The sequence below is a fragment of the Paenibacillus sp. 7541 genome, from assembly GCF_002276395.1.
In the GTDB taxonomy this organism is placed as follows: domain Bacteria; phylum Bacillota; class Bacilli; order Paenibacillales; family Paenibacillaceae; genus Paenibacillus_AQ; species Paenibacillus_AQ campinasensis.
The window spans coordinates 1-20,613 of sequence record NZ_NQLZ01000005.1 but is presented as its reverse complement, the minus strand read 5'-3'; the positions used below and the strand labels follow the sequence as shown (position 1 = coordinate 20,613).

Below are 20,613 nucleotides of genomic sequence, written 5' to 3'. Positions count from 1 at the left end.
TCGGTTTTTTGTAAAATCCTCTCTTGAAAAAACGAACAATAGTATTTAATCTAGTAAAGATCGTACGCGAACGGTCTATATTTAAAGTCCTATAAGAGGAGTGGAATAACTTGCAACGCGAAATTCAGGTAGATGAAAAGCTTCCGTTTGGCCCGGGCTTTCTGCTGAGTCTTCAGCATCTGTTCGCCATGTTCGGAAGCACTGTGCTCGTTCCGAACATTTTCGGTGTAGATCCTGGCATGATTCTGTTGATGAACGGGATTGGCACCCTTCTTTATATTTTTCTGTGTAAAGGAAAAATACCCGCTTATCTCGGATCCAGCTTCGCCTTTATCGCTCCGGTAGGCCTCGTGCTTGTCGATGATCCGGGTGCGAACTACGGAAAGGCGCTTGGCGCCTTTATCATAACCGGACTGATCTTCTGTGCCGTCGCCTTAATCGTCAAATATGCCGGCACCCGCTGGATCGATTTTGTGTTTCCACCAGCCGTCATGGGCGCGATCATCGCCATGATTGGACTCGAATTGGTGCCGGTTGCGGCTGATATGGCCGGTTTCCTGCCTCCGTCAGATCCCGTGCAAGCCGAAACATGGGCCATGAACCCGAAGACGGTGACGATCGCGCTTGTCACACTTGGCGTCACTGTGCTCGGTGCGGTATTATTCCGCGGATTCCCCAAAATCATCCACATCCTGATCGGCATCGTGGCTGGTTATGGCCTTTCTTTTGCTCTCGGGGAAGTGGAAATTGAGAAAATAACAAGTGCTAGCTTCCTGTCGTTCCCGACAGTGACAACTCCGGTATTTGATATAGCAGCGATTCTGACCATCATTCCGGTTTCCATCGTGGTCATCGTCGAACATATCGGACACCTGCTCGTCACAAGCAACATCGTTGGCAAGGATCTGTCCAAAAATCCGGGACTGCACCGCTCGCTGCTTGGCAACGGGATTTCGACGGTGCTGTCCGGCTTTGTCGGCTCAACGCCCAACACCACGTATGGTGAGAACATCGGAGTGATGGCGTTGACCAAGGTCTACGCGATTCGCGTGATCGCTGGCGCAGCCGTCATTGCGATCCTGCTGTCGTTCTCGGGAACGTTCTCTGCGATCGTGGCTAACATTCCCCGTCCGGTGATGGGCGGCGTGTCCCTCCTGCTGTTTGGCGTCATCGCCGCATCGGGTCTGCGGATCTTTGTCGAACAGAAGGTGGACTTCTCCAAAGCCAGCAACATGATCCTGGCTACGATCGTCCTTGTAGTCGGCATCAGCGGAGTTACGTTAAAGTTCGGCAATGTCGAGCTAAAAGGGATGGCTTTATCCACCATCGTTGGTGTTGCGCTGGCTCTGCTCTTTAAAGTATTCGAAATTACCGGCCTTTCCAACGAGAAGAATAACGAACAGCCGATTGTTGAGAAAATACCGGATTAAGCTGTACACCGCAGGCTTCACCCGCGAAAGCCTGCATATGCAAAAGCGCGAGCTGAGGGAGCAGTTGCCCCTTCACTCGCGCTTTTTTAATGTTGCTGCATGGATTCATGAATGATTGATTCATGAATTAATTCAGTTGAAATTAGTGATCGTACTTCATCAGCGTGAATACGTCCACTCCCGGCATTTTATCCCGGCCCTTTAAATCTTCAAGCTCGATCAGGAATGCAGCGCCAACCACATTGCCGCCAAGCTTGCGGATCAGGTTCACCGAGGTGGAAATCGTTCCGCCTGTAGCCAGCAGATCGTCGGCAATCAGAACGTTTTGTCCTTCTTTAACCGCGTCGACATGCATAGCAAGCTTATCTTTGCCGTACTCCAAATCATAATCCGCTTCGATTGTTTCATACGGCAGCTTTCCGCTTTTGCGAATCGGTGTGAATCCAACGCCAAGCGCGTAAGCGAGCGGCGCTCCAACAACAAAACCACGAGCTTCCGGTCCAGCGATCACGTCGATTTTCAGATCACCTACCATCGTCTTCAGTTCCTCGATCGCCTTCCGGTACGCCTCCCCGTTCATCAACAGAGTCGTAATGTCCTTGAAGCTGATCCCCGGCTGCGGGAAATCCGGGATAACACGAATGTACTCTTTAAAATCCAAACTAATCTCCTCCTGTACAATTAACGGCTAAGAAACACCTTTAGAGCGGGACATCATCCAGTGGGTTAATTGCTTCGTATCGGCGTGCAGCAGATGCTGCTCCATCTCTGCAAGCTCGCTCAGCTCCCGGAAATGACGGGAGGCATCCAGCGGCTTCTTCTCGGGCTTCGGGATAAACGTGACCAGCCCTTTGGAGCGCTCGATAAACACAAGCTCCTCAAAAACATCCAGCACCTTCGCAAGCATTCGGGAAGACAGCGCCGTCTTCTGGCGAAGTCTTGCAATGACTTCATTCTCGGAAACCGGGGATGCGGCCATTCCAGCCAGCAGGATATACAGCTGTTTGAACTGATCCCGGCTTGGAATGAGCAGCTTCTCCCTTGGCATCCGGGTCGGATGAACCAAAAATATATTCGGAACGGACTGGAAGACGGTCAGCAGCGTTTGAAGCTGTTCCGCCGTCTCCGGTACATCCAATACGAACAATACGGAAATGTCATCAGCGCCGTGTTCTTCGGCAGCGTCATTATCCGGCAAAACGCCAGCATTTCTATCATATACCCAAAGGCACATCTCATACAATTGGCTTTTTATTTCCGGACTCGATTCCCTCGTGTACACGATGGCGCTCCGGTGAGCCGGACAGCGTAGATGCGGCTCCAGCTCCGTTCTCCAGCGTTTTATTTCCTCGACAGGCTGCTGTATCCCCCGATAATCAAATACTTGCCGATACGGCGCGCTGATGTCCTGCAGCATAAGCTGTGTCTTGCGGCTGCCGTTCCATTCGTTAATGGATAGCTCTCCCAGCACATCGACCTTGGTCCCCTCCGGCAAAATATCGGCGAGATGCCCCATCCCGAAGGAGATGGCGTCCAGCTGCTCCTGATTTTGCTGAAGCCGCAGCTTCAGATGCTTGCCTTCCTTGCCGATCTTCTTCGCTTCCTTCACCATCGCTTCCCGGATGATGATCTTCGGCACGGCATTGGCCATCCCGAACGGCCCAAGCTGATCCAGCTGCTCGATCACTTCAATCGTCACATCCGAGATGGTGCATTCCGCATCCGCTTCGCATACCGGCACGAAATGCTCTTCCCGAAGCACCTGGCCTGCAAATTCATGCAGCCCTTGCTCAAAGGCAGCAAGCTGATCGCGATGAAGACTCATGCCTGCAGCCGAAGGGTGGCCGCCAAAATGGTCCATCGAATCCCTGCAGGCACATAACGCTTCGTATATATCAAGTCCAGGGATGGAGCGGGCAGATCCTTTGCAATTGCCTGTCTCTGGATCAATGCCAAGCACGACGACAGGCCGGTAAAATCTCTCCAATATTTTGGAGGCGACGATGCCCACAACACCAACATTCCAGCCTTCACCGGCGACGACTATAACAGGAGGAAGTTCTCCTGCTCCATATCGTTCCCCAATCATGCCAAGCGCTTCCTGAACGATCAGCTCAACTACCTGCTGCCGCTCCTTGTTCAGTCCGTCCAGTTCCCAGGCCAGCCGGTCTGCGTCCTCCGGGCTCTCCGTCGTCAGCAGCGTCACCGCTCTTCCTGCATGGTCGAGCCGCCCGCTGGCATTGATGCGTGGAGCCATCGAAAATGCGATGTTGACGGCATTGACTTTATCGACCTCCACCCCGCCCACTTCAAGCAGGCTGCGGATGCCGACAAACCGGGTCTGTCTCATTGAATCAATGCCATGCTTGACCAGTATGCGGTTCTCCCCGATCAGCGGCATCAGGTCGGCAATGGTTCCAATCGCAACAATTTCCAGCCACTCCTTGGGCGGGTCCCCCAGCAATGCCTGGGCCAGCTTATAGGCAACACCCACACCAGCAAGTCCTTTGAACGGATATGGACAGGTCGGAATTTTCGGATTGATCAGCGCATAAGCCTCCGGCAATTGCTCAGGCGGCTCATGATGATCGGTGACGATAACATCAATACCAAGCTGATTCGCATACGCGATCTGGTCCACGGCACTGATGCCTGTGTCCACGGTAATAATCAGGCTCACTCCCTGCTGATGAGCCCAGTCCAGCGCATGATTATGTAGCCCGTATCCTTCATTGGAACGATGAGGAATATAAATATCGTATGAAGCCCCTAGATGGCGCATCAAATGGATCATCAAGGATGTGCTCGACACGCCGTCGGCATCATAATCCCCGTAGATCAGTATGTGCTCTTGATCCTCCAGCGCTTTTCGAATGCGCGGAACCGCCTCAGCCATCCCCTGCATCAGGTACGGATCATGACTATGTTCAAGAGAGCCATTCAGAAATTGGCGCCCCTCCTCGGAATCACGAATCCCCCGCCCAGCCATTAATGCTGCTACAAACGGAGACACCGACAACTCCTTGGCCAGCATACTCGCGGTCTGCATTTCCGGCCGCTGCACCTGCCACTTATATTTGGAAAACAACAATTTAGACTCACCTTCCTTCCTGCCTTCTCCCAGCGGTCTGAATGGATCTGATGTCACTGCGGCAATGTTGGCAGATCATTATCCATCAGATCAAAATTGGTTTTGTAGGGATAGCCAGGGTCGTAAGGAACGACGATCACTTTCGTTTCGGTTACCCGGGTAAAACGATGCATCAACAGCTTGCGGATTCGCTCCGCAATTTCGTTGGCCTCAAATACGGTAATTCGAGGATTAACGCTGATTTTTACATCAATGCTGATCTGCTTGATTTGTCCGAACTCCTGTACCTTCAGATCTTCCACGGTAATGACTCCGTGTACGCGCTGAATGGTGTCCATGAACTCGTCTTCAAATTCATGCCGGGCTTCCTTGACCAAAGTTCCGTAAACCGAACGAACAATCAGTATATAGCCTTTTCGTACAACAAGCAATGCAACGATGATTGCCGCAATGGAATCCATGTACAACAGACCAGACCACTCAAAATAGCCTCCAGCCATTGACAAGGACACCCCGATAATGACCGTTAATGAGGAATAAAGACCGTACCGATGGTCTTCGGACAGCGTGACCCACGTGCGGTCATTATGTTTTTTGAACTGATGATATTGAAAAAGGAAAAATGCCTCGTTCACCGCCAGGGAGATCACGCCCGCAATTAAAACCCACCGGTCCGGCGCGGCCGGATTGCCCGTGGAGATCTCCTGCACCGCCAGAACAACCAGCTGCAAGCCCCCCATGATCAGGAACACCGCAATTAGTATCGGAATAATAAACTCCGTTCGTTCCGCAGACTTCCTGTTTCTCCAGCGGCCTTTACGGCTCGGACGTTCAAGGTTCGTCCATCGGTCCGCAAGCAGCGACATCGCAGTAGCTGCCGAGTGCATAGCATCTGCAATCAGCGCCTTGCTGCCCATCAGAAACCCGACGGCCCCTTTGACGATGGCAAGTGCCAAATCGCTGAAAATCCCGGTCCAGACAACCTTCTCAGTCGTATTTATATGTTCTTGACTCAATTGTGGCCCCTCACTTTCGCGTCGTCACCATTCATCAACATACATGCTAACTTAAGACAACCCCACAAAAAAGAGGTTTAGCTTCGAGTTCATTCAGGTACTTTGCGGGGACCCCGGGAATGAACCTCCATATTGATCCTTATAATGTTTAGAAAGCCGCGTCGCCAGCGACGCGGCTTTCCCGGGTATAAGTTCATTTCTTCAAACTACAGCAACATCCGTCGCTTAAACCTCGATTTTGTCCTTGTTCGGCTTCGGAGCCTTTGGTTTGTTGCTTACATTACGTCCTTTCAGTGTCAGCCACAGCGGGCTGGCAATGAAGATCGAAGAGTAAGCCCCGAATGCCAGACCGATACAAATCGCCAGCGAGAACATTCGGATCGACTCGCCGCCAAGCAGAAGCATGAAGAAGGCGGCGATGAACACGGACAAAGCCGTAAAGATAGAGCGCCATAGCGTCTGGGCCAAACTTTTGTTCACCAGATCTTTCAGATCAGCGTATCGCTTGATTTTGGCAAATCTCAAATTCTCACGAATCCGGTCAAAGATAACGATCGTATCGTTGATCGAATAACCGATAATGGTAAGCACCGCAATGATGAAGGTCAACGATACCTCAAGGCCGAGAATGGAGAAGATACTGATCACGACAAATGCATCATGCAGCAGCGCAACGATGGCTGCAATCGCAAACCGCCATTCAAAACGAATGCTGACATAGATGATAATCCCGATGCTGGACAGCAGCACGGCATAGATCGCATTGCGGCCAAGCTCCTTCGCCATCTCGGGATCTACCGTGTTGATCTCAAAGGTAGCTTCCGGGTCCAATTTCTCGACACCTGCTTTAAGCTGCAGATCCTGTTCCTCGGCCAACACTTCGCTAAAGCGGACATTTACCCGGTCGTTGCCCGGGGTAATGCTTGCCCCTTCGGAGATACCGACTTCTTCAAGAACAGACTGAATCTGCTCGGTCGTCACCGGCTGCGAGAATGCCATGTCCACGTTCGAGCCGGAACGGAAATCGACGCCATAGTTAAGTCCGCGCGTCAACAGAAACAGAAGACCAACAATCGTGATGACGATGGAAATGATATAGAAAATTCTGCTTTTGCCTACGAAGTCATATTGTTTAAAGCTCACGAATGTCACGCTCCTTTACGCCGTAGTGGCTCGGTTTGCTAGCCCAACCGATATTCACAAGCAGGTTGAGCAAGAAGCGGGAGAAATATACGTTCGTGGCAATACTTACGATAATCTCCAGAATCAATACAAGCGCAAATCCTTTGACCGCACCGGTACCGAACGCGAACATAACCGACGCTACTAGAATTGTGGTCAGGTTAGAGTCCATAATCGCACGCAGTGACGACTTGCCTCCGGCCTTAACTGCAGAGGATACCCTTTTGCCGGTCTTGATCTCTTCCCGGATGCGTTCATAGGTAATGATATTAGCGTCAACCGCCATCCCGATCCCGAGTATAAGTGCCGCAATCCCCGGAAGCGTTAAGGTGAAGTCTGCCAATACAAAGATAAGAATCAGCAGCCAGGTGTGCAGAATCAGCGCGAAGCTGGCCAGCAATCCTGGTACCCGGTAGCGGAGAATCATAAATAGTAGGATAGCGATCGATGCAATGATGCCGGCCTGCAGTGTTTTGTTAAGCGACTGCATGCCGAGCGTAGCCCCGACACTCTGGGAATACTTCTCTTCAAGCTTGAGCGGCAGCGCACCAAGATTGATTGTGTCCCGAATCTCCTTCGCTTCATCAAGCGAATAGGAGCCAGTGATCTGTGCACTACCATCAGTCAGAATTGCGTTAACCGTAGGTGCGGACAGCATCGTGTCGTCCATAAAGATCGCAAGCTCCCTGCCGAGAAGCCGCCCCGTAATTTCAGCAAATTTCGCTTTGTCCTTCACTTTAATATCGATTACAGGCTGGTTCAATTGGTTATAGGAAATGGAAGCACCGTTCTCAACAAAATCATCACCACGAAGCTCGATTTTGCAGAACTCTTGTCCTTCTTCACAACCATCGTTACTTCTAAACGTGAGGTTCGCAGGTTCTTTCATCGTCTTCCGAACCTCGGCCTCATCGGTTACGCCGGCAACCTTAAGCCGAATCCGGTTCGATCCTTCCGGCGTGACTTCCGGTTCGGTCGTTCCTAACGCGTCTGCACGCTTCTGCAGGCTTTTTGCTGTTTCTTGAAGCGCTTCAGGTGTCACCTGTTGTCCTTCCATCAGCGGCTGCGCTTCATAGAGGATTTCAAATCCGCCTTTCAGATCCAATCCCAGGCGGACATCTTTCAGCAAGCCCGGAGTTGTAACGGCCATTAAAATAGTGATACCGAGTACGGTAGCGATGAAACTGATGATTCTTTTCATGCCGTTCCTATTTCCCCCTTTTTACTCAATATTCCTATTATAGCTATGTCATATAACCCAGTCAATTTATCAAAATTTGTCGCTGTATCGCAATATCCCTGTTGACCGCAAGGGAAAAGGGACCTCTTCCACTATCCGAAAGGAGATCCCTTATATGCTGATATTGTCATATAATTCATAAGAGCCGTCGCCTTCAATGATAGAATATCATTCACTAGCTTGTGTAAAGAGGGGAGTCCATCCTTCTCATACTTGCTGCTGACACAGTTCCATATATCTACTGTTGTCACATATTCGTAACCGATTAGCCGAAATTCCTCGACCTTGCTTTGACATATCATATCAATGGTACGCATCAATTCTTCGCTGTTCATGTCCACCGGTTCCATCCCTATTGCCTCCTCCCTGTTGCCTACCTAGAATACTTTCGACTGAAAACGCCACACTCCTTCTTTTCGCAGCGTGCTTTCACAAAAAAGTAAAGTCATTAGAATGGACAGGTTAGGCATATCCATAAGAGTAACCAAAGTGGACAGTCCTTGTAAAGGCAACCGTTCTGGAAGTTTTTGCGCCAGAGGCCACGCCGTATTTAAATAACCAGGGAGTGGGATGGACAGTGACGAAGCAATCTTTTATTAAAGGGACCCTTATCTTGCTGGCCGCCGGAATCTTGAACCGTCTGCTGGGCTTCATTCCCCGCATCGCCCTGCCTCGGATCATCGGTCCGGAAGGGGTCGGCATTTATCAACTGGGATACCCCTTCTTTATTGTACTGGTCACGATCATTACGGGTGGAATTCCTTTGGCTATCGCCAAGATGGTCGCAGAAGCTGAAGGGGCAGGCAAGCCGGATGCCTCCAAGCAAATTTTGCGCGTCAGCCTGACTTTGACGGTTACGACCGGCGCTTTATTCATGGGGCTCAGCCTGGCGCTGGCACCATGGGTAACGACGGTGCTGCTTCCGGACGAGCGTGTATTCCAAACCTTTGTGAGCATGACCCCCATGATGATCATCATCGCCGTGTCGGCTGTGTATCGGGGTTACTTCCAGGGCAAACAGAATATGATTCCTTCTGCCAGCTCCTCGGTCATTGAAACGATTGTGAGAATAATTTGCATGCTATGGTTTGCCCATCTGCTTATGCCCAAAGGGATTGCTTACGGTGCAGCCGGGGCGATGCTCGGAACCGCTGTCGGCGAACTGATTGGCATGATCGCGATTTTGCTTCAATACTTCGGTGATGATCGCAAGCGATCCAAGCTGTCCCCTCAACAGCACGCGGTTCAGCCTGCCGACGCCAAGCCTGAAGCAAGCGAGCCGGGTAGACACATCCTCAGGCGTATGCTGGGCATCGCTCTTCCGGTGACCGGCGGCAGAATGATCGGCTCCTTCTCCTATCTGCTGGAGACGATTCTGACGAACAGAAGCCTCGCCCTGGCCGGCATCGCTACCGGTATCGCAACCGCACAATACGGCGCACTGCAAGGAATGGCCATCCCGCTCCTGCTTCTACCCGGAGCGATGGCCATGTCGCTGGCCACTTCGCTCGTTCCTTCCTTATCGGAAGCTGCGGCACGCGACGACCGGGCGACGATTCATAAACGGATGAATCAGGCGCTCAGGCTAGCGCTCGTCACCGGCGCTCCATTCGCTACCATTATGTACGTGCTGGCAGAACCGCTATGTTTGCTGTTATATAACAATAAAGAGGTTGGCACCATGCTGAAGCTGATGGCTCCGTTCGCCCTGTTCATCTACGTACAGGCTCCCTTGCAGGCAGCCTTGCAGGCACTGGACCGGCCGGGTAGGGCCTTGATCAATACGTTGACGGGCGCTGTCATCAAGATGGGTCTGATCGTCTATCTGGCGTCGAATCCGGCCTTCGGCATTCGTGGAGCGATCATCGCCATTATCGTGAACAGTATAGCCGTTACGATTCTGCACGGCATCAGCGTATCCCGGTTAATCGGGTTCCGTTTCCGCTTTCTGGATTACATCAAAACAGCTGCCGTCATGCTGATCATGGGTTCAGGCGTACTGTATGCTTATCGTCATCTCCCCTTTGCCAATATGAACTGGCTCCAGTTTCTCCTGGCCACGGCATGTGGAATTTTGATGTATCTTTTGTTGATTTTCATCACACGCTTGGTCACCTTGCGTGATCTGGAGCGCATGCCGCTGATTGGCACCTGGCTGAATGACCGAAAATCCCGTTAATTCGTTTTCTTGCGGTCAATATAAAATTGCCCTTTATGGTCAACGGAGCACAGGAACACGTCCTCAAACTTGTCGGCGCCCCCCTCCCTGATTCGATCTTTCAACCAGGAGCGCGACTTCTTAAGAATCTTCAAGTTCTCATCCTGCACTTCACCATCCAGAATTAACGGAATGGGGAGTCCCTGTGTGGACATCAAGTCATAAGGGATTTCAATGGGTTCTTCTGTATTGATCACCGACGAAGACCCGCTCGGTTCGCTGTCGCCGGAATGGGAACTGTCCTTGGAGCCTGATTCAGAATCGGAACTTGAATTGGTGTTAGAGCCAGCGCGGGAACTTGTGTCTGAGCTGGCGCTCGAGCGGGAGGTCTTGTCCTTATCCACGGAGTCCTTGCGGATGACGGTCAATTGTCCCGATGTTTCCAGTATGGCAAAATCCACGTCTGCCAGGCTGTCGATATCCTTTCCTCGCAACTGCAGCATCAAATCGTCCAGATTGTATCGCAGTCTGGCCATTTCCCGGCGGTGCAGCTGACCATTGGAGACGATAATGCTCGGCCTTCCGTCCACAAATGTTCTCAGCTTGCGACTTTTCAGACTGAAATAGGCCAGACCTACCTGAATCGTCACGAGCACGGCGATAGGAGCCAGACCATGCCAGATCGGTTTATTCACATCATCCAGGACAAACACCGCAATTTCGGCAATCATGATGGAGATAACCAGATCAAAAATCGACAGTTTACCGATTTCCCGTTTTCCCATAATCCGCATCGTAACAAAAATAACGGCATACATCAGAATCGTTCGCAAAATCAGATTAAGCATATAAGGCATTGGTTTTCCTCCTGGTCGATCTACTCATCCGTTGTACGGACCCGCTGTCAATTCAAGAGATCCTGGGAGTTTGTATCCTGGAGCAGATACGTATTTTTTCATGTGCAGAGCCTGTTTTGTTTGTACTATCTGTACAGGCTTGGCCATACAATGTGTAGTAATCAAGATTCGTTAAGGGGGCTGATTCATGGAACCGATCCGTCGCATTTTCACGATCAGGATCACCAATCCGATTCTGTCAGGGCTGCTTCATTCCTACTTGTGGATGCTGCTTGGCGCGCTTGTGCTATCCCTCCTGCTATGGGGCAGCGGACTTGCAGAGGATGATCTGTCTTTTTACACCTTTGTTGTACATGCCGTGGCTGCTTTTATCGGTGGCTGTGTCAGCGGCAAGCGTGCGGGCAGCAGAGGCTGGTATTATGGATGCCTTACAGGCCTCATGTATGGAATTCTGCTGCTGATCATAGGCTTCCTCGCCCTCAATAGCTCCATTTCCCTGGGCGATCTGACATTGCTGCTTTCGGTTTTTGTTGCCGGAACGATCGGCGGAATGTTTGGTGTTAATTTAAGTAAATAATTTGTTAATATTCTTTCCGAAACCTGTGATAGACTATTCTGGTGTTTTCGGGAAGAAAGGAAATGATGTATTGCTGTATCAATCTATGACTGCCATTGCGTTACTCACATCCATCAATGTTGTACTTCTGCTCTGGATGGGCACACAGCGAAATCCGGTTTACGTGTTTCTGGGCATTGCACGCGAGTTGTTCTCTTCCATGCGATATTTGCTCCTGCTTGCAGCACTGGTCTCGATTTTCCTGTTGAACTATTTGGAACAGCAGCTGGAGGCTTTGTTGGTAGCCAGCAGGCTGGACTTTACTCCTTGGGTATTTCAGCTTGAAGGGGCGTTTGTTCAGTCGGTTCAGCATCTCTTTCATGCTCCCTGGCTGACGCCAGTGCTGGTCTACTTTTACATCACCGTATTTCAGGCGCTTATTATCGGTTCTTTCGGTGTGTATCTGTTCCAGCGAAATCATCAGTTCGCTTATGCCACAGGCTATGCTGTTTTAATCAATTATGTGGTGGCGATGCCATTCTATCTGTTTTTCCCTGTTCACGAGACATGGAACTTCGAGCCTGCTGGGGTTTCCTTTTTCATGCTGGAAGCATTCCCTGATTTTGAAGCCGTATACCGGCCTTTGTCTGGACTCGACAACTGCTTTCCAAGCCTACATACCTCCTTGTCCATTACGATGGCGGTACTGGCTGCTCGGTCGGGAAATAAGATTTGGATGCTGATCACCAGCATCAGCGCAGCGATTATTGTGTTCAGTATTTTCTATTTGGGCATTCACTGGCTGACAGACATGATCGCGGGAACAATGCTTGGGGTGATGGCTGCATCGCTTGGTGTCTACTTCGGGGAACTGACCATGCGGAAAACAGCGGCTGCTCCAGCTATGAATTTCTAGTATGTTACTTGGATGCGGGCATTATGCACACGTAAACAAACAAAGACCGATTCCATATAGGAACCGGTCTTTGTTTTGTTATAAACCGCCACATAATGTGCAGCGCAGATTATGTATCAGAGCCGACACTATGGCTGATCGAGTTGCGGTCAAACGTCAGCTTTGTGACATCGTTTACTTTCAATACCACAATATCATCGGTAATTTCCACAATCGTACCGTGAAGGCCTCCAATCGTCACGACCTTGTCCCCTTTTTTCAGGGCACTCAGCATCGCCGTACGAGCCTTCTGTTTCTTCTGCTGTGGACGAATAAGCAGAAAATAAAACACAACAAACATCAAGACGAACGGAAGGATCATCCCAAGGATGCTTCCACCCGGTGCTGCCTCTCCTGCAAGTTCAAACATATCTTTCCCTCCTTTCATAACCCCCTAGTGCATACCATGCACCATTAAAAACCTTTTTCATTATCATGCAGGCCGTACTTATCAAAAAACTCATCGCGGAAATCAAGCAGACGGTCCTCCATAATGCTTTGACGCACATTGCGCATCAAATTCAGCAAGAAATGCAGATTATGGTAGGTGGTCAGCCGAAGCCCAAACATCTCGTCGCTCTTAATCAGATGACGGAGATAAGCGCGCGAGTAGTGACGGCAGGTATAGCAGTCACACTCCGGATCCAACGGTCCAAAGTCCCTGGCATATTGAGCATTGCGAACGACAAGACGGCCTTGACTTGTCATCGTTGTCCCATTGCGTGCGATTCGGGTTGGAAGCACACAGTCGAACATATCCACACCTCGAATGGAGCCCTCAATCAACGCATCCGGTGATCCGACCCCCATCAAGTAACGAGGCTTGTTGTCCGGTAGCAGGGGTACCGTGTAATCCAGCACTTCATACATGATCTGCTTGGATTCTCCCACACTAAGTCCACCAATAGCATAACCCGGAAAATCCATGGAAGTCAAATCGCGCGCGCTTTGGCGGCGCAGGTCTTCATACATGCCGCCCTGAACGATAGCGAACAGAGCCTGATCCTCGGGACGGGCATGGCTTTTCAAGCATCGTTCCGCCCAGCGCGACGTCCGTTCTGTCGATTGCTTCACATAATCATATTCCGCCGGATATGGCGGGCACTCATCAAAAGCCATCATAATATCCGAGCCAAGCGCATTCTGAATGTCCATGGCGACCTCAGGCGAGATAAACAGCTTGTCCCCATTCAGATGGGAGCGGAAATGCACGCCTTCTTCGGAGATTTTACGCATCTCAGCCAGGCTGAATACCTGGAAGCCTCCGCTGTCGGTGAGAATCGGACGATCCCAGTTCATAAATTGATGAAGCCCGCCGGCCTCTTTTACAATGTCATGTCCCGGGCGGAGAAACAGATGATACGTGTTGCTCAATATAATCTGAGCATCCATCGATTTCAGTTCCTCAGGACTCATGGATTTTACTGTAGCAAGCGTTCCGACCGGCATAAATGTCGGCGTTTCGATAATTCCGTGCGGGGTATGCACCCGCCCGAGTCTGGCGCCGGATTGCTTGCAGGTCTTGATGTGTTCATAAGTAACAGCTGGTGCCATTGTGATATTCAACCTCCGAATTAGTAAATAAACATCGCGTCGCCGAAGCTGAAGAAGCGGTATTCCCGCTCTATGGCCTCCTTGTACGCCTTCATAATATGCTCCCGTCCGGCCAAAGCGCTGACCAGCATCACCAGTGTTGATTTCGGAAGATGAAAATTCGTAATCAGCGCGTCAACGACAGTAAAGGTATACCCCGGATAGATAAAGATATCCGTCCAGCCGCTGCTTTCTTTAAGCGGGCCGCCGGCACATTGATTCCCGACCGTCTCCAGCGTTCTGCAGGAGGTCGTACCTACAGCAACAATTCGTCCACCGCGCTTCTTCGTTTCATTCAGCAAATCCGCCGTTTCCTGGGACATCATATAGTATTCTTCATGCATGACGTGGTCTTCGACCCGATCAACGGACATTGGCCGAAACGTCCCGAGTCCAACATGCAGCGTGATGAATGCAATATCCACGCCTTTACCACGGATCTGCTCCAGCAGCTCCTCCGTGAAGTGGAGACCGGCCGTTGGGGCAGCCGCAGAGCCTTCATGACGGGCATATACGGTCTGATAACGGTCGCGGTCTTCAAGCCGTTCCTTGATGTAAGGAGGAAGCGGCATCTGACCCAGCTCATCCAGGATCTGCTGAAAAATTCCCTCATAGGCAAAAGACAGCGTCCGTGCGCCCATATCGCCTTCTTGCTCGATCACAGCCTTCAGCTTTCCACTGCCAAAGGAGATGACACTCCCTTTGCGCAGCTTTTTCCCCGGCTTCACCAAAGCTTCCCAGCGATCTCCCTCCAGATTCTTCAGGAGGAGCACCTCCGCTTTCGCACCGGTGTCCTCCTTCTCTCCAAATAGCCGGGCTGGTATCACCTTGGTATCATTCAATACGAGGGTGTCACCCGGGTTCAAATCATTCAGAATATCAGCAAACACCTGATGTTCAATCCGGCCTGTCGCTTTGTTCAGCGTCAGCAGCCGGGACGCGCTGCGGTCAGGCAGCGGTGTCTGCGCAATTAAATGTTCAGGTAGATCAAAATCATACAAGTCCACGTTCATTCGAAGTCATTCCTTTGAAATAGTTACGTTGCGGTAATAGTGTTGCAGTATCTGCTTATAATCATACCCTTGGTCAGCCATCCCCTTGGCGCCCCATTGGGATAAACCTAGACCGTGCCCATTGCCTCTGCCAATAAACTTAAAGCGCTGGGTATTGTCAACGATGCGGGCCTTTCCTTCGCCATTCAGCACCGTCGTCCCTGCTCCTCTGACTGGCCCCGTCCCGCTGGCGGAGATAACCGAAACAGTCTGACCGGCAGAAACGGTCGTGGCCGCGCCATTTGCGCCCAATACAGTATAGCTTCCTGTCGGCTCAATATCAAACATCGTGCTTGGCAAGCCGTTCAGTGCCGAGCGATATAGATCCGGATATCTAACTTCCAGCAGCTGGCCGTTGGCTCTGACCTTTAACACCCGGCCGGAAGGGCCACGCTCGACAACCTCAAGAGATGTGATGCTGGCCGGAAGCGAACCGGTCACCCTTCCATTCAAGGAAGATACCAACTGCTCCGAAGTAAAGGGACCTCGAATCCATTCATAACTGTTAGACTCCGCCACAAGCTCCAGCACGACAGCGGTGTCTCCCGGATTCAACCGGGCAACAGGCTCAGCACTCGATTGAATCAAGGGCAGTGGGCGAACATTCGTATTATTCGCGGTTACCGTCATGTAAGGAAGCCCGGCTAGCGTAGTGTTGCCGGTCAGCTTAACGTTATCTTCCCGCACATATCCGGTGATCCCGCTCGGAAGCACGACATGGTACCAGGAATGCAGCTCAGCCTGCGCTGAAGCATCTCCCGGACTTTCTACCGCACCGAATGTAGGATTGGCATTCCCCCATACTTCCAGCGGATCGGCACTCATGCCGCCGCTGTTGGAGGAGAATACGGCTTCCACCAGTCTCCCATTGCTCAGCAGCACTTCGCCCGCAGTGGCGTCAACCGCCTGAATGATCGACGGATACTCATAGGAGGTTCCATAATAGGCCTGGCTTAGGGTAGTATCTACCACATTCGCAACTTGAAACTTGTTCCCTTGGAATAGCGCATAGCTCCGGGCAGCGACGGCTTGGGCCTTTAGAGCCTCTGCTCCCCATGACGAAGGCACCTCTGCGCCGACGACAGAGTATAGATACTCCTGCAGCGGAAGCTCGTTTACCAGGTACAGTTGACCGTTATGGCTGCCAATCTCGACGGCCCCCCGGTAAGTGCGTTCAGAGCGTTCCTTCACCTGCGTGCGTGACCCTGCGTTGCCTTGTATCCACAGCTGGCCGTCTCCGGCGAGGGTGTAGTGTTCAACCAGTTGAAGACTGTCCAGATTAAGCGAAGCATCCTGTCTCAGGATCAGTCCATGCGTTCCGGCACGTACGGCCTGCAAAGCTGCAGAAGACGCTCTGCCGGCTTCGCTCTGAACAGCAGCCAAGTCCGCCTGGTTCGCAGCTTCACCAACCCATACCTCATAAGCCTTCCCGGCTCCCACCGGCACAATCACTGTGAAGGCTTCGAGTCCCGCATCTCGATATGCAAGACGGACAGCATCCGCCTCGGCTGCAGAACTGAACTGGCCTGCCGTCAAATGAAGTCCACCCTTCACCATCGGATTTTGCCCGTTCAAATACGCGGCCGCCGTCTGTGCCACCCTTGAAGCGGCATCTCTTGCTGCCTGCTCGCTGGCGTACATACCAGTATAGAGCTGATACACCCGCCCTGCGCTTGTGCTGTCTACATAGAGCAGCGGCTTATCATTCGTTCCCTGCAGCTTCTTGGCTGCCTCCGAAGCCACTCGCCAATCCGCCGTCTCCAGCACCTTGACTCTAAATCCGTCAATGCTGAAGCGCGCCTGTCTTCCCGCAGGCAGAAGCGCCAGTTCTTGTCCGCCTGAAGCTTTGATAGAAGCCGTCATGGCTGTCTCCGGCACTAAAGTCACAGCATTCGTTGTTGAGCGATAAGTGCTGCCAAGATCCAAAAACATCGCCACTCGAATGGAATCCGTTCCGGCCGCATCAGCTGCCGGGCTCTGCCATACCCCTCCTACCAGGGTTAAGGCCAGCAATCCTTTAACGCACCATCCCAGTGCTTGTTTCCAATTTCGTTTCATTTATTTCTCCTCCTGACCCTATATCCGTGTACGTATGATGACGTTCGTGTTACGCATAACAATCGAATTCAGCAGGGACGTAAAAGATGCATTATCGCCGATCCTCCGGCATTGGCACACCTAAGTGCTGGTAAGCTTGAGGAGTCACTACGCGGCCGCGCGGCGTCCGCTGAAGAAACCCGATCTGGAGCAGGTACGGCTCATATACGTCCTCAATCGTCTGGCTTTCCTCACCAATGGTTGCCGCAATCGTATCTAGACCGACCGGTCCCCCGCGAAAGCTGTGAATCATGGCGTTCAGCATTTTATGGTCAATCAGATCGAGCCCCCTCGGGTCCACCTGGAGCATCTTGAGCGATTCCTGTGCAATATCCGGCGTGATCATGCCGTCGCCTCGCACCTGGGCATAATCGCGCACCCTCTTCAGCAATCGGTTGGCGATACGCGGAGTTCCCCGGGATCTTAAAGCAATCTCGGTTGCAGCATCGCCCAGAATCTCAATGCCCAGAATGTCCGCGCCCCGGGAAACAATATAACTGAGCTCATCGACCGAATAAAATTCAAGCCGGCTGACAACGCCAAAGCGGTCCCTCAATGGAGCAGAAAGCAGCCCCGCTCTTGTTGTCGCCCCGATCAATGTAAATGGCGGAAGGTCAAGACGCACGGAACGGGCGCTCGGGCCTTTGCCAATCATAATATCCAGCGCAAAATCCTCCATCGCGGGATACATAACCTCCTCCACCGTGCGGTGAAGGCGGTGAATCTCATCGATAAACAGCACGTCTCCCTCCTGCAGATTCGTCAGCAGGGCAGCGAGATCGCCTGGCCGCTCAATGGCCGGTCCGGACGTGGTGCGCAGACTAACGCCCAGTTCGTTGGCGATGATGTTAGCCAGCGTCGTTTTCCCAAGACCAGGCGGTCCGTAGAGCAGCACATGATCGAGTGCCTCCTTGCGCATTTTGGCCGCTTCAATATAAATTTTGAGGTTCTCCTTGACCTGGTTCTGTCCAATGTATTCAGCCAAATAACGGGGACGAAGGCTAAGCTCCACCGCTTGGTCCTCCATCATTAAATTGGCGGTAATAATTCGATCATCCATCTGTTAAGCTCCTTCCTGCCGGGCCAGTCAGCCGGCATACAACAGCTGAAGCGCCCGCTTCATCAGCACGTCCACAGAGTCGCTCATGCCTGTGGAGTCCTTGATGGATAGCCACACCTTGTCCAGCTCTCCATCCGTATAGCCGAGCGCTTTCAGGCCTTCACGGGCCTCCATCCACGCCGAGCTGTCTTCAGGCTGCATTTCCTGTGGCGCAAACAGCCCCGTTGTAAACGCCGCATTTCCGAAACCCTCCAGCTTGTCCTTCAAATCCAAAATCATGCGCTGCGCCGTTTTCTTACCGATCCCCGGCAGCTTAACAAGAAATGATACATTTTCTTGATAAATAGCAGATACCACATGATCCGGTGAACCGCCGCCCAATATGCCGAGCGCTACGCGCGGACCGATGCCGGATACCTCGATCAGCTTTCGAAACAGCTTCTGCTCTTCCCGGGTTGGAAACCCGAACAGCAAGATGGCGTCCTCACGAACATGCTGATGGGTGTAGACCGTTACAGTCCCTTCGGTTTTGGCAAAAGCATAAGGATTCGGACAAAACACCTGATAACCGATCCCCTGCACATCAACCACAATATATTCACTTTCCAAATAGGCCACCTGGCCTCGCAAGTAATCCATCATTTTCGCAATACCTCATTTAACTTGGAATTGAGCGTGTAGGAATGGGCATGGCAGATCGCAACAGCAAGCGCGTCCGCCACATCATCCGGCTTTGGAACACTTTGCAGCTTCAGGAACATCCGCACCATCTCCTGCACCTGCTTCTTCTCGGCTTTACCATAGCCTACAATCGCCTGCTTGACCTGCATCGGGGTATACTCGGCCACAGGCAATCCTTTCTGGACAGCAGCAAGAATGAGGACGCCCCGAGCCTGAGATACTGCCATGGCTGTCGTGACGTTGCGGTTAAAAAACAGCTTCTCAAACGCCACCGCCTCAGGTTCATACTTCTCAATCAACTGGAGCATCCCTTCATAGATGAGCTGCAATCGCTCCTCTTCCGGCGTGTGCGCCTCCGTCTGAATACTGCCATACTGTACCGGCGTCACTTTGCTCCCAACTTTATCTACAAGACCGAAACCGACAATAGCCAGCCCCGGATCAATGCCTAATATACGCAAACCAACCTCTCCTCTGAAGCGAACATATGTATTCGTCCTCCCATTATAACAAAAGATTGGCTGTTCGTTGAGGAAAAACTTTTAACGATCGGCAAACAGCGCACATTCCCCGAACGCACAAAAAAAAGCCCGGGAACATTCCCGGGCTTTGCGAAACCCATCCGCGCTAAGGCGCAGGGCTCATCACATTTTCGGCCTGATCGCGCGCATAATCGCTGAAGGTGGACAGCACGCTGTTATACTCATCAATGTCTTGAATACGGATGCCTTCCTCAAGCTGCTTGATGACCCCTTTCGGAAGCGAGGACTCCATCGAACCGATATCCAATTGAAAAAAGGTGCGGAGCACCTTCTCCTCCTCTGGCGGCCCGTCAAACAGCGTTAGATTCCCATTGGCATCGACACTCATGTATGCCTGCCTTTTGCATTCCGGCGAGAGGTCCGAAATGCTGCGCTCCAGCCATACTTCGCCTTCATCATTGATCCGCCCCTGCCATTGCGGATTTTTATTTAACAGTTCGTAAATGCTGTCCGCATTCAAACGGCCTAGTTTTTGCTCTTCCACACCGCAAACGTATGTGGTCTTCAGATGTACCTGACGTTTCACTTTAGATTCATTAAGCTGCTGCATAAATTCCCGTTGCTTTTCGTCAAGCTCTGCCTTATGCTGTTGTTCTTCCTCACTTTGCAGAACATGTAAAGTTTCGATTGCAAGCGGACCTTCCGCACGAAATTCCGTGAGTAGATTGGTCATCTGCTCTTGAAGATTCTGCCCAGACCATGCCGCCACACCGAAGAGCAAGAGGATCAGACATGTCCAGATCGCTCTTCTCCAGCGTCTCCAACGTTTTCTAAACAGCTTTTTAATACGAAAAACACTCAAGGTTATCCCCTTCTATCCGATGTTTTTCATATTGTGGCCTGGCAGTTCTTAAAATATTCAGCAGATTCCACCTTTCAGTCCATTGCAGCAAAAAAGAAAACCGTTTCCCAATGAACTTGGGCAAACGGCTTTCGATGAATCGGGACGACACGATTTGAACATGCGACCCCCTGGTCCCAAACCAGGTGCTCTACCAAGCTGAGCTACGTCCCGATAAAAATAGATGAGAGAATGCTAGATTCCAGAAGTCACGAAATTCATTATAAGCACATAATAGGATGAAGTCAATCATTCGCAACTT

At 51.5% G+C, this 20,613-nt stretch carries 19 protein-coding genes and 1 tRNA gene; 4 read left to right on the top strand and 16 right to left on the bottom strand.

What is annotated here, in order from left to right; all coding sequences use genetic code 11:
• The first annotated feature begins 110 nt into the window (after nucleotides 1-110).
• Nucleotides 111-1,430, top strand: a complete 1,320-nt coding sequence (uraA, locus tag CHH75_RS02425; RefSeq protein ID WP_095397369.1) for a uracil permease — start codon at nucleotides 111-113, stop codon at nucleotides 1,428-1,430.
• A 142-nt stretch (nucleotides 1,431-1,572) separates the two neighbouring features.
• Here the strand turns inward: uraA and CHH75_RS02420 are convergent, their stop codons facing one another.
• The 6 genes from CHH75_RS02420 to CHH75_RS02395 all read right to left on the bottom strand — a co-directional run bounded on the left by CHH75_RS02420 (nucleotide 1,573) and on the right by CHH75_RS02395 (nucleotide 8,309).
• The gene (locus CHH75_RS02420) at nucleotides 1,573-2,091 is read right to left on the bottom strand and encodes an adenine phosphoribosyltransferase (protein WP_095262942.1); all 519 of its coding nucleotides are present in this window, start codon (nucleotides 2,089-2,091) and stop codon (nucleotides 1,573-1,575) included.
• A 27-nt stretch (nucleotides 2,092-2,118) separates the two neighbouring features.
• Nucleotides 2,119-4,521: a single-stranded-DNA-specific exonuclease RecJ gene (recJ, locus tag CHH75_RS02415; protein ID WP_095397368.1), complete on the bottom strand. Its 2,403-nt coding sequence runs from the start codon at nucleotides 4,519-4,521 to the stop codon at nucleotides 2,119-2,121.
• Nucleotides 4,522-4,574: 53 nt separating this feature from the next.
• Nucleotides 4,575-5,537: a cation diffusion facilitator family transporter gene (locus CHH75_RS02410; RefSeq protein WP_095262940.1), complete on the bottom strand. Its 963-nt coding sequence runs from the start codon at nucleotides 5,535-5,537 to the stop codon at nucleotides 4,575-4,577.
• 225 nt (nucleotides 5,538-5,762) lie between these two features.
• The gene (gene secF / locus CHH75_RS02405; RefSeq protein WP_095262939.1) at nucleotides 5,763-6,680 is read right to left on the bottom strand and encodes a protein translocase subunit SecF; all 918 of its coding nucleotides are present in this window, start codon (nucleotides 6,678-6,680) and stop codon (nucleotides 5,763-5,765) included.
• Nucleotides 6,670-7,920 carry a protein translocase subunit SecD gene (secD, locus tag CHH75_RS02400; protein ID WP_095262938.1) on the bottom strand — a complete coding sequence of 417 codons (1,251 nt, stop codon included), beginning with the start codon at nucleotides 7,918-7,920 and terminating at the stop codon, nucleotides 6,670-6,672. The genes secF and secD overlap by 11 nt, the downstream gene beginning before the upstream one ends.
• Nucleotides 7,921-8,051: 131 nt before the next feature.
• Nucleotides 8,052-8,309, bottom strand: a complete 258-nt coding sequence (locus CHH75_RS02395) for a post-transcriptional regulator (protein ID WP_095262937.1) — start codon at nucleotides 8,307-8,309, stop codon at nucleotides 8,052-8,054.
• A 227-nt stretch (nucleotides 8,310-8,536) separates the two neighbouring features.
• Here CHH75_RS02395 and spoVB point away from each other — a divergent pair, with 227 nt between their 5' ends.
• Entirely contained in the window at nucleotides 8,537-10,138 is a 1,602-nt protein-coding gene (spoVB, locus tag CHH75_RS02390; RefSeq protein WP_095262936.1) for a stage V sporulation protein B, read from the top strand.
• Here spoVB and CHH75_RS02385 read toward each other — a convergent pair.
• The gene (locus CHH75_RS02385; RefSeq protein ID WP_095262935.1) at nucleotides 10,135-10,974 is read right to left on the bottom strand and encodes a DUF421 domain-containing protein; all 840 of its coding nucleotides are present in this window, start codon (nucleotides 10,972-10,974) and stop codon (nucleotides 10,135-10,137) included. The genes spoVB and CHH75_RS02385 overlap by 4 nt on opposite strands.
• A 187-nt stretch (nucleotides 10,975-11,161) precedes the next feature.
• Here CHH75_RS02385 and CHH75_RS02380 point away from each other — a divergent pair, with 187 nt between their 5' ends.
• Nucleotides 11,162-11,551, top strand: a complete 390-nt coding sequence (locus tag CHH75_RS02380) for a TIGR04086 family membrane protein (protein WP_095262934.1) — start codon at nucleotides 11,162-11,164, stop codon at nucleotides 11,549-11,551.
• An 85-nt stretch (nucleotides 11,552-11,636) separates the two neighbouring features.
• Nucleotides 11,637-12,446, top strand: a complete 810-nt coding sequence (locus CHH75_RS02375) for a phosphatase PAP2 family protein (protein WP_095262974.1) — start codon at nucleotides 11,637-11,639, stop codon at nucleotides 12,444-12,446.
• A 109-nt stretch (nucleotides 12,447-12,555) separates the two neighbouring features.
• Here the strand turns inward: CHH75_RS02375 and yajC are convergent, their stop codons facing one another.
• From yajC to CHH75_RS02330, 9 genes are all read right to left on the bottom strand, one after another.
• Nucleotides 12,556-12,855 carry a preprotein translocase subunit YajC gene (yajC, locus tag CHH75_RS02370; protein WP_095262933.1) on the bottom strand — a complete coding sequence of 100 codons (300 nt, stop codon included), beginning with the start codon at nucleotides 12,853-12,855 and terminating at the stop codon, nucleotides 12,556-12,558.
• A 44-nt stretch (nucleotides 12,856-12,899) separates the two neighbouring features.
• A complete protein-coding gene (tgt, locus tag CHH75_RS02365) occupies nucleotides 12,900-14,039 on the bottom strand; it encodes a tRNA guanosine(34) transglycosylase Tgt (RefSeq protein WP_095262932.1) in 1,140 nt (379 codons plus the stop codon).
• Nucleotides 14,040-14,059: 20 nt separating this feature from the next.
• Complete coding sequence (gene queA, locus CHH75_RS02360; RefSeq protein ID WP_095397367.1) at nucleotides 14,060-15,091, bottom strand: tRNA preQ1(34) S-adenosylmethionine ribosyltransferase-isomerase QueA; 1,032 nt, start codon at nucleotides 15,089-15,091, stop codon at nucleotides 14,060-14,062.
• A gap of 6 nt (nucleotides 15,092-15,097) precedes the next feature.
• Nucleotides 15,098-17,188, bottom strand: coding sequence for a SpoIID/LytB domain-containing protein (locus CHH75_RS02355; RefSeq protein WP_095262930.1), 2,091 nt, complete (start codon nucleotides 17,186-17,188; stop codon nucleotides 15,098-15,100).
• A 91-nt stretch (nucleotides 17,189-17,279) separates the two neighbouring features.
• Nucleotides 17,280-18,287 carry a Holliday junction branch migration DNA helicase RuvB gene (gene ruvB / locus CHH75_RS02350; RefSeq protein WP_095262929.1) on the bottom strand — a complete coding sequence of 336 codons (1,008 nt, stop codon included), beginning with the start codon at nucleotides 18,285-18,287 and terminating at the stop codon, nucleotides 17,280-17,282.
• 27 nt (nucleotides 18,288-18,314) lie between these two features.
• Nucleotides 18,315-18,929 (bottom strand): Holliday junction branch migration protein RuvA, encoded by a 615-nt coding sequence (ruvA, locus tag CHH75_RS02345; RefSeq protein WP_095397366.1) that lies wholly within the window; start codon nucleotides 18,927-18,929, stop codon nucleotides 18,315-18,317.
• Nucleotides 18,926-19,429, bottom strand: coding sequence for a crossover junction endodeoxyribonuclease RuvC (ruvC, locus tag CHH75_RS02340; RefSeq protein WP_095262927.1), 504 nt, complete (start codon nucleotides 19,427-19,429; stop codon nucleotides 18,926-18,928). The genes ruvA and ruvC overlap by 4 nt, the downstream gene beginning before the upstream one ends.
• 166 nt (nucleotides 19,430-19,595) lie before the next feature.
• Entirely contained in the window at nucleotides 19,596-20,312 is a 717-nt protein-coding gene (locus CHH75_RS02335) for a BofC C-terminal domain-containing protein (RefSeq protein WP_095397365.1), read from the bottom strand.
• A gap of 139 nt (nucleotides 20,313-20,451) precedes the next feature.
• Nucleotides 20,452-20,525: transfer RNA gene (locus CHH75_RS02330), tRNA-Pro, on the bottom strand.
• Nucleotides 20,526-20,613: the final 88 nt, after the last annotated feature.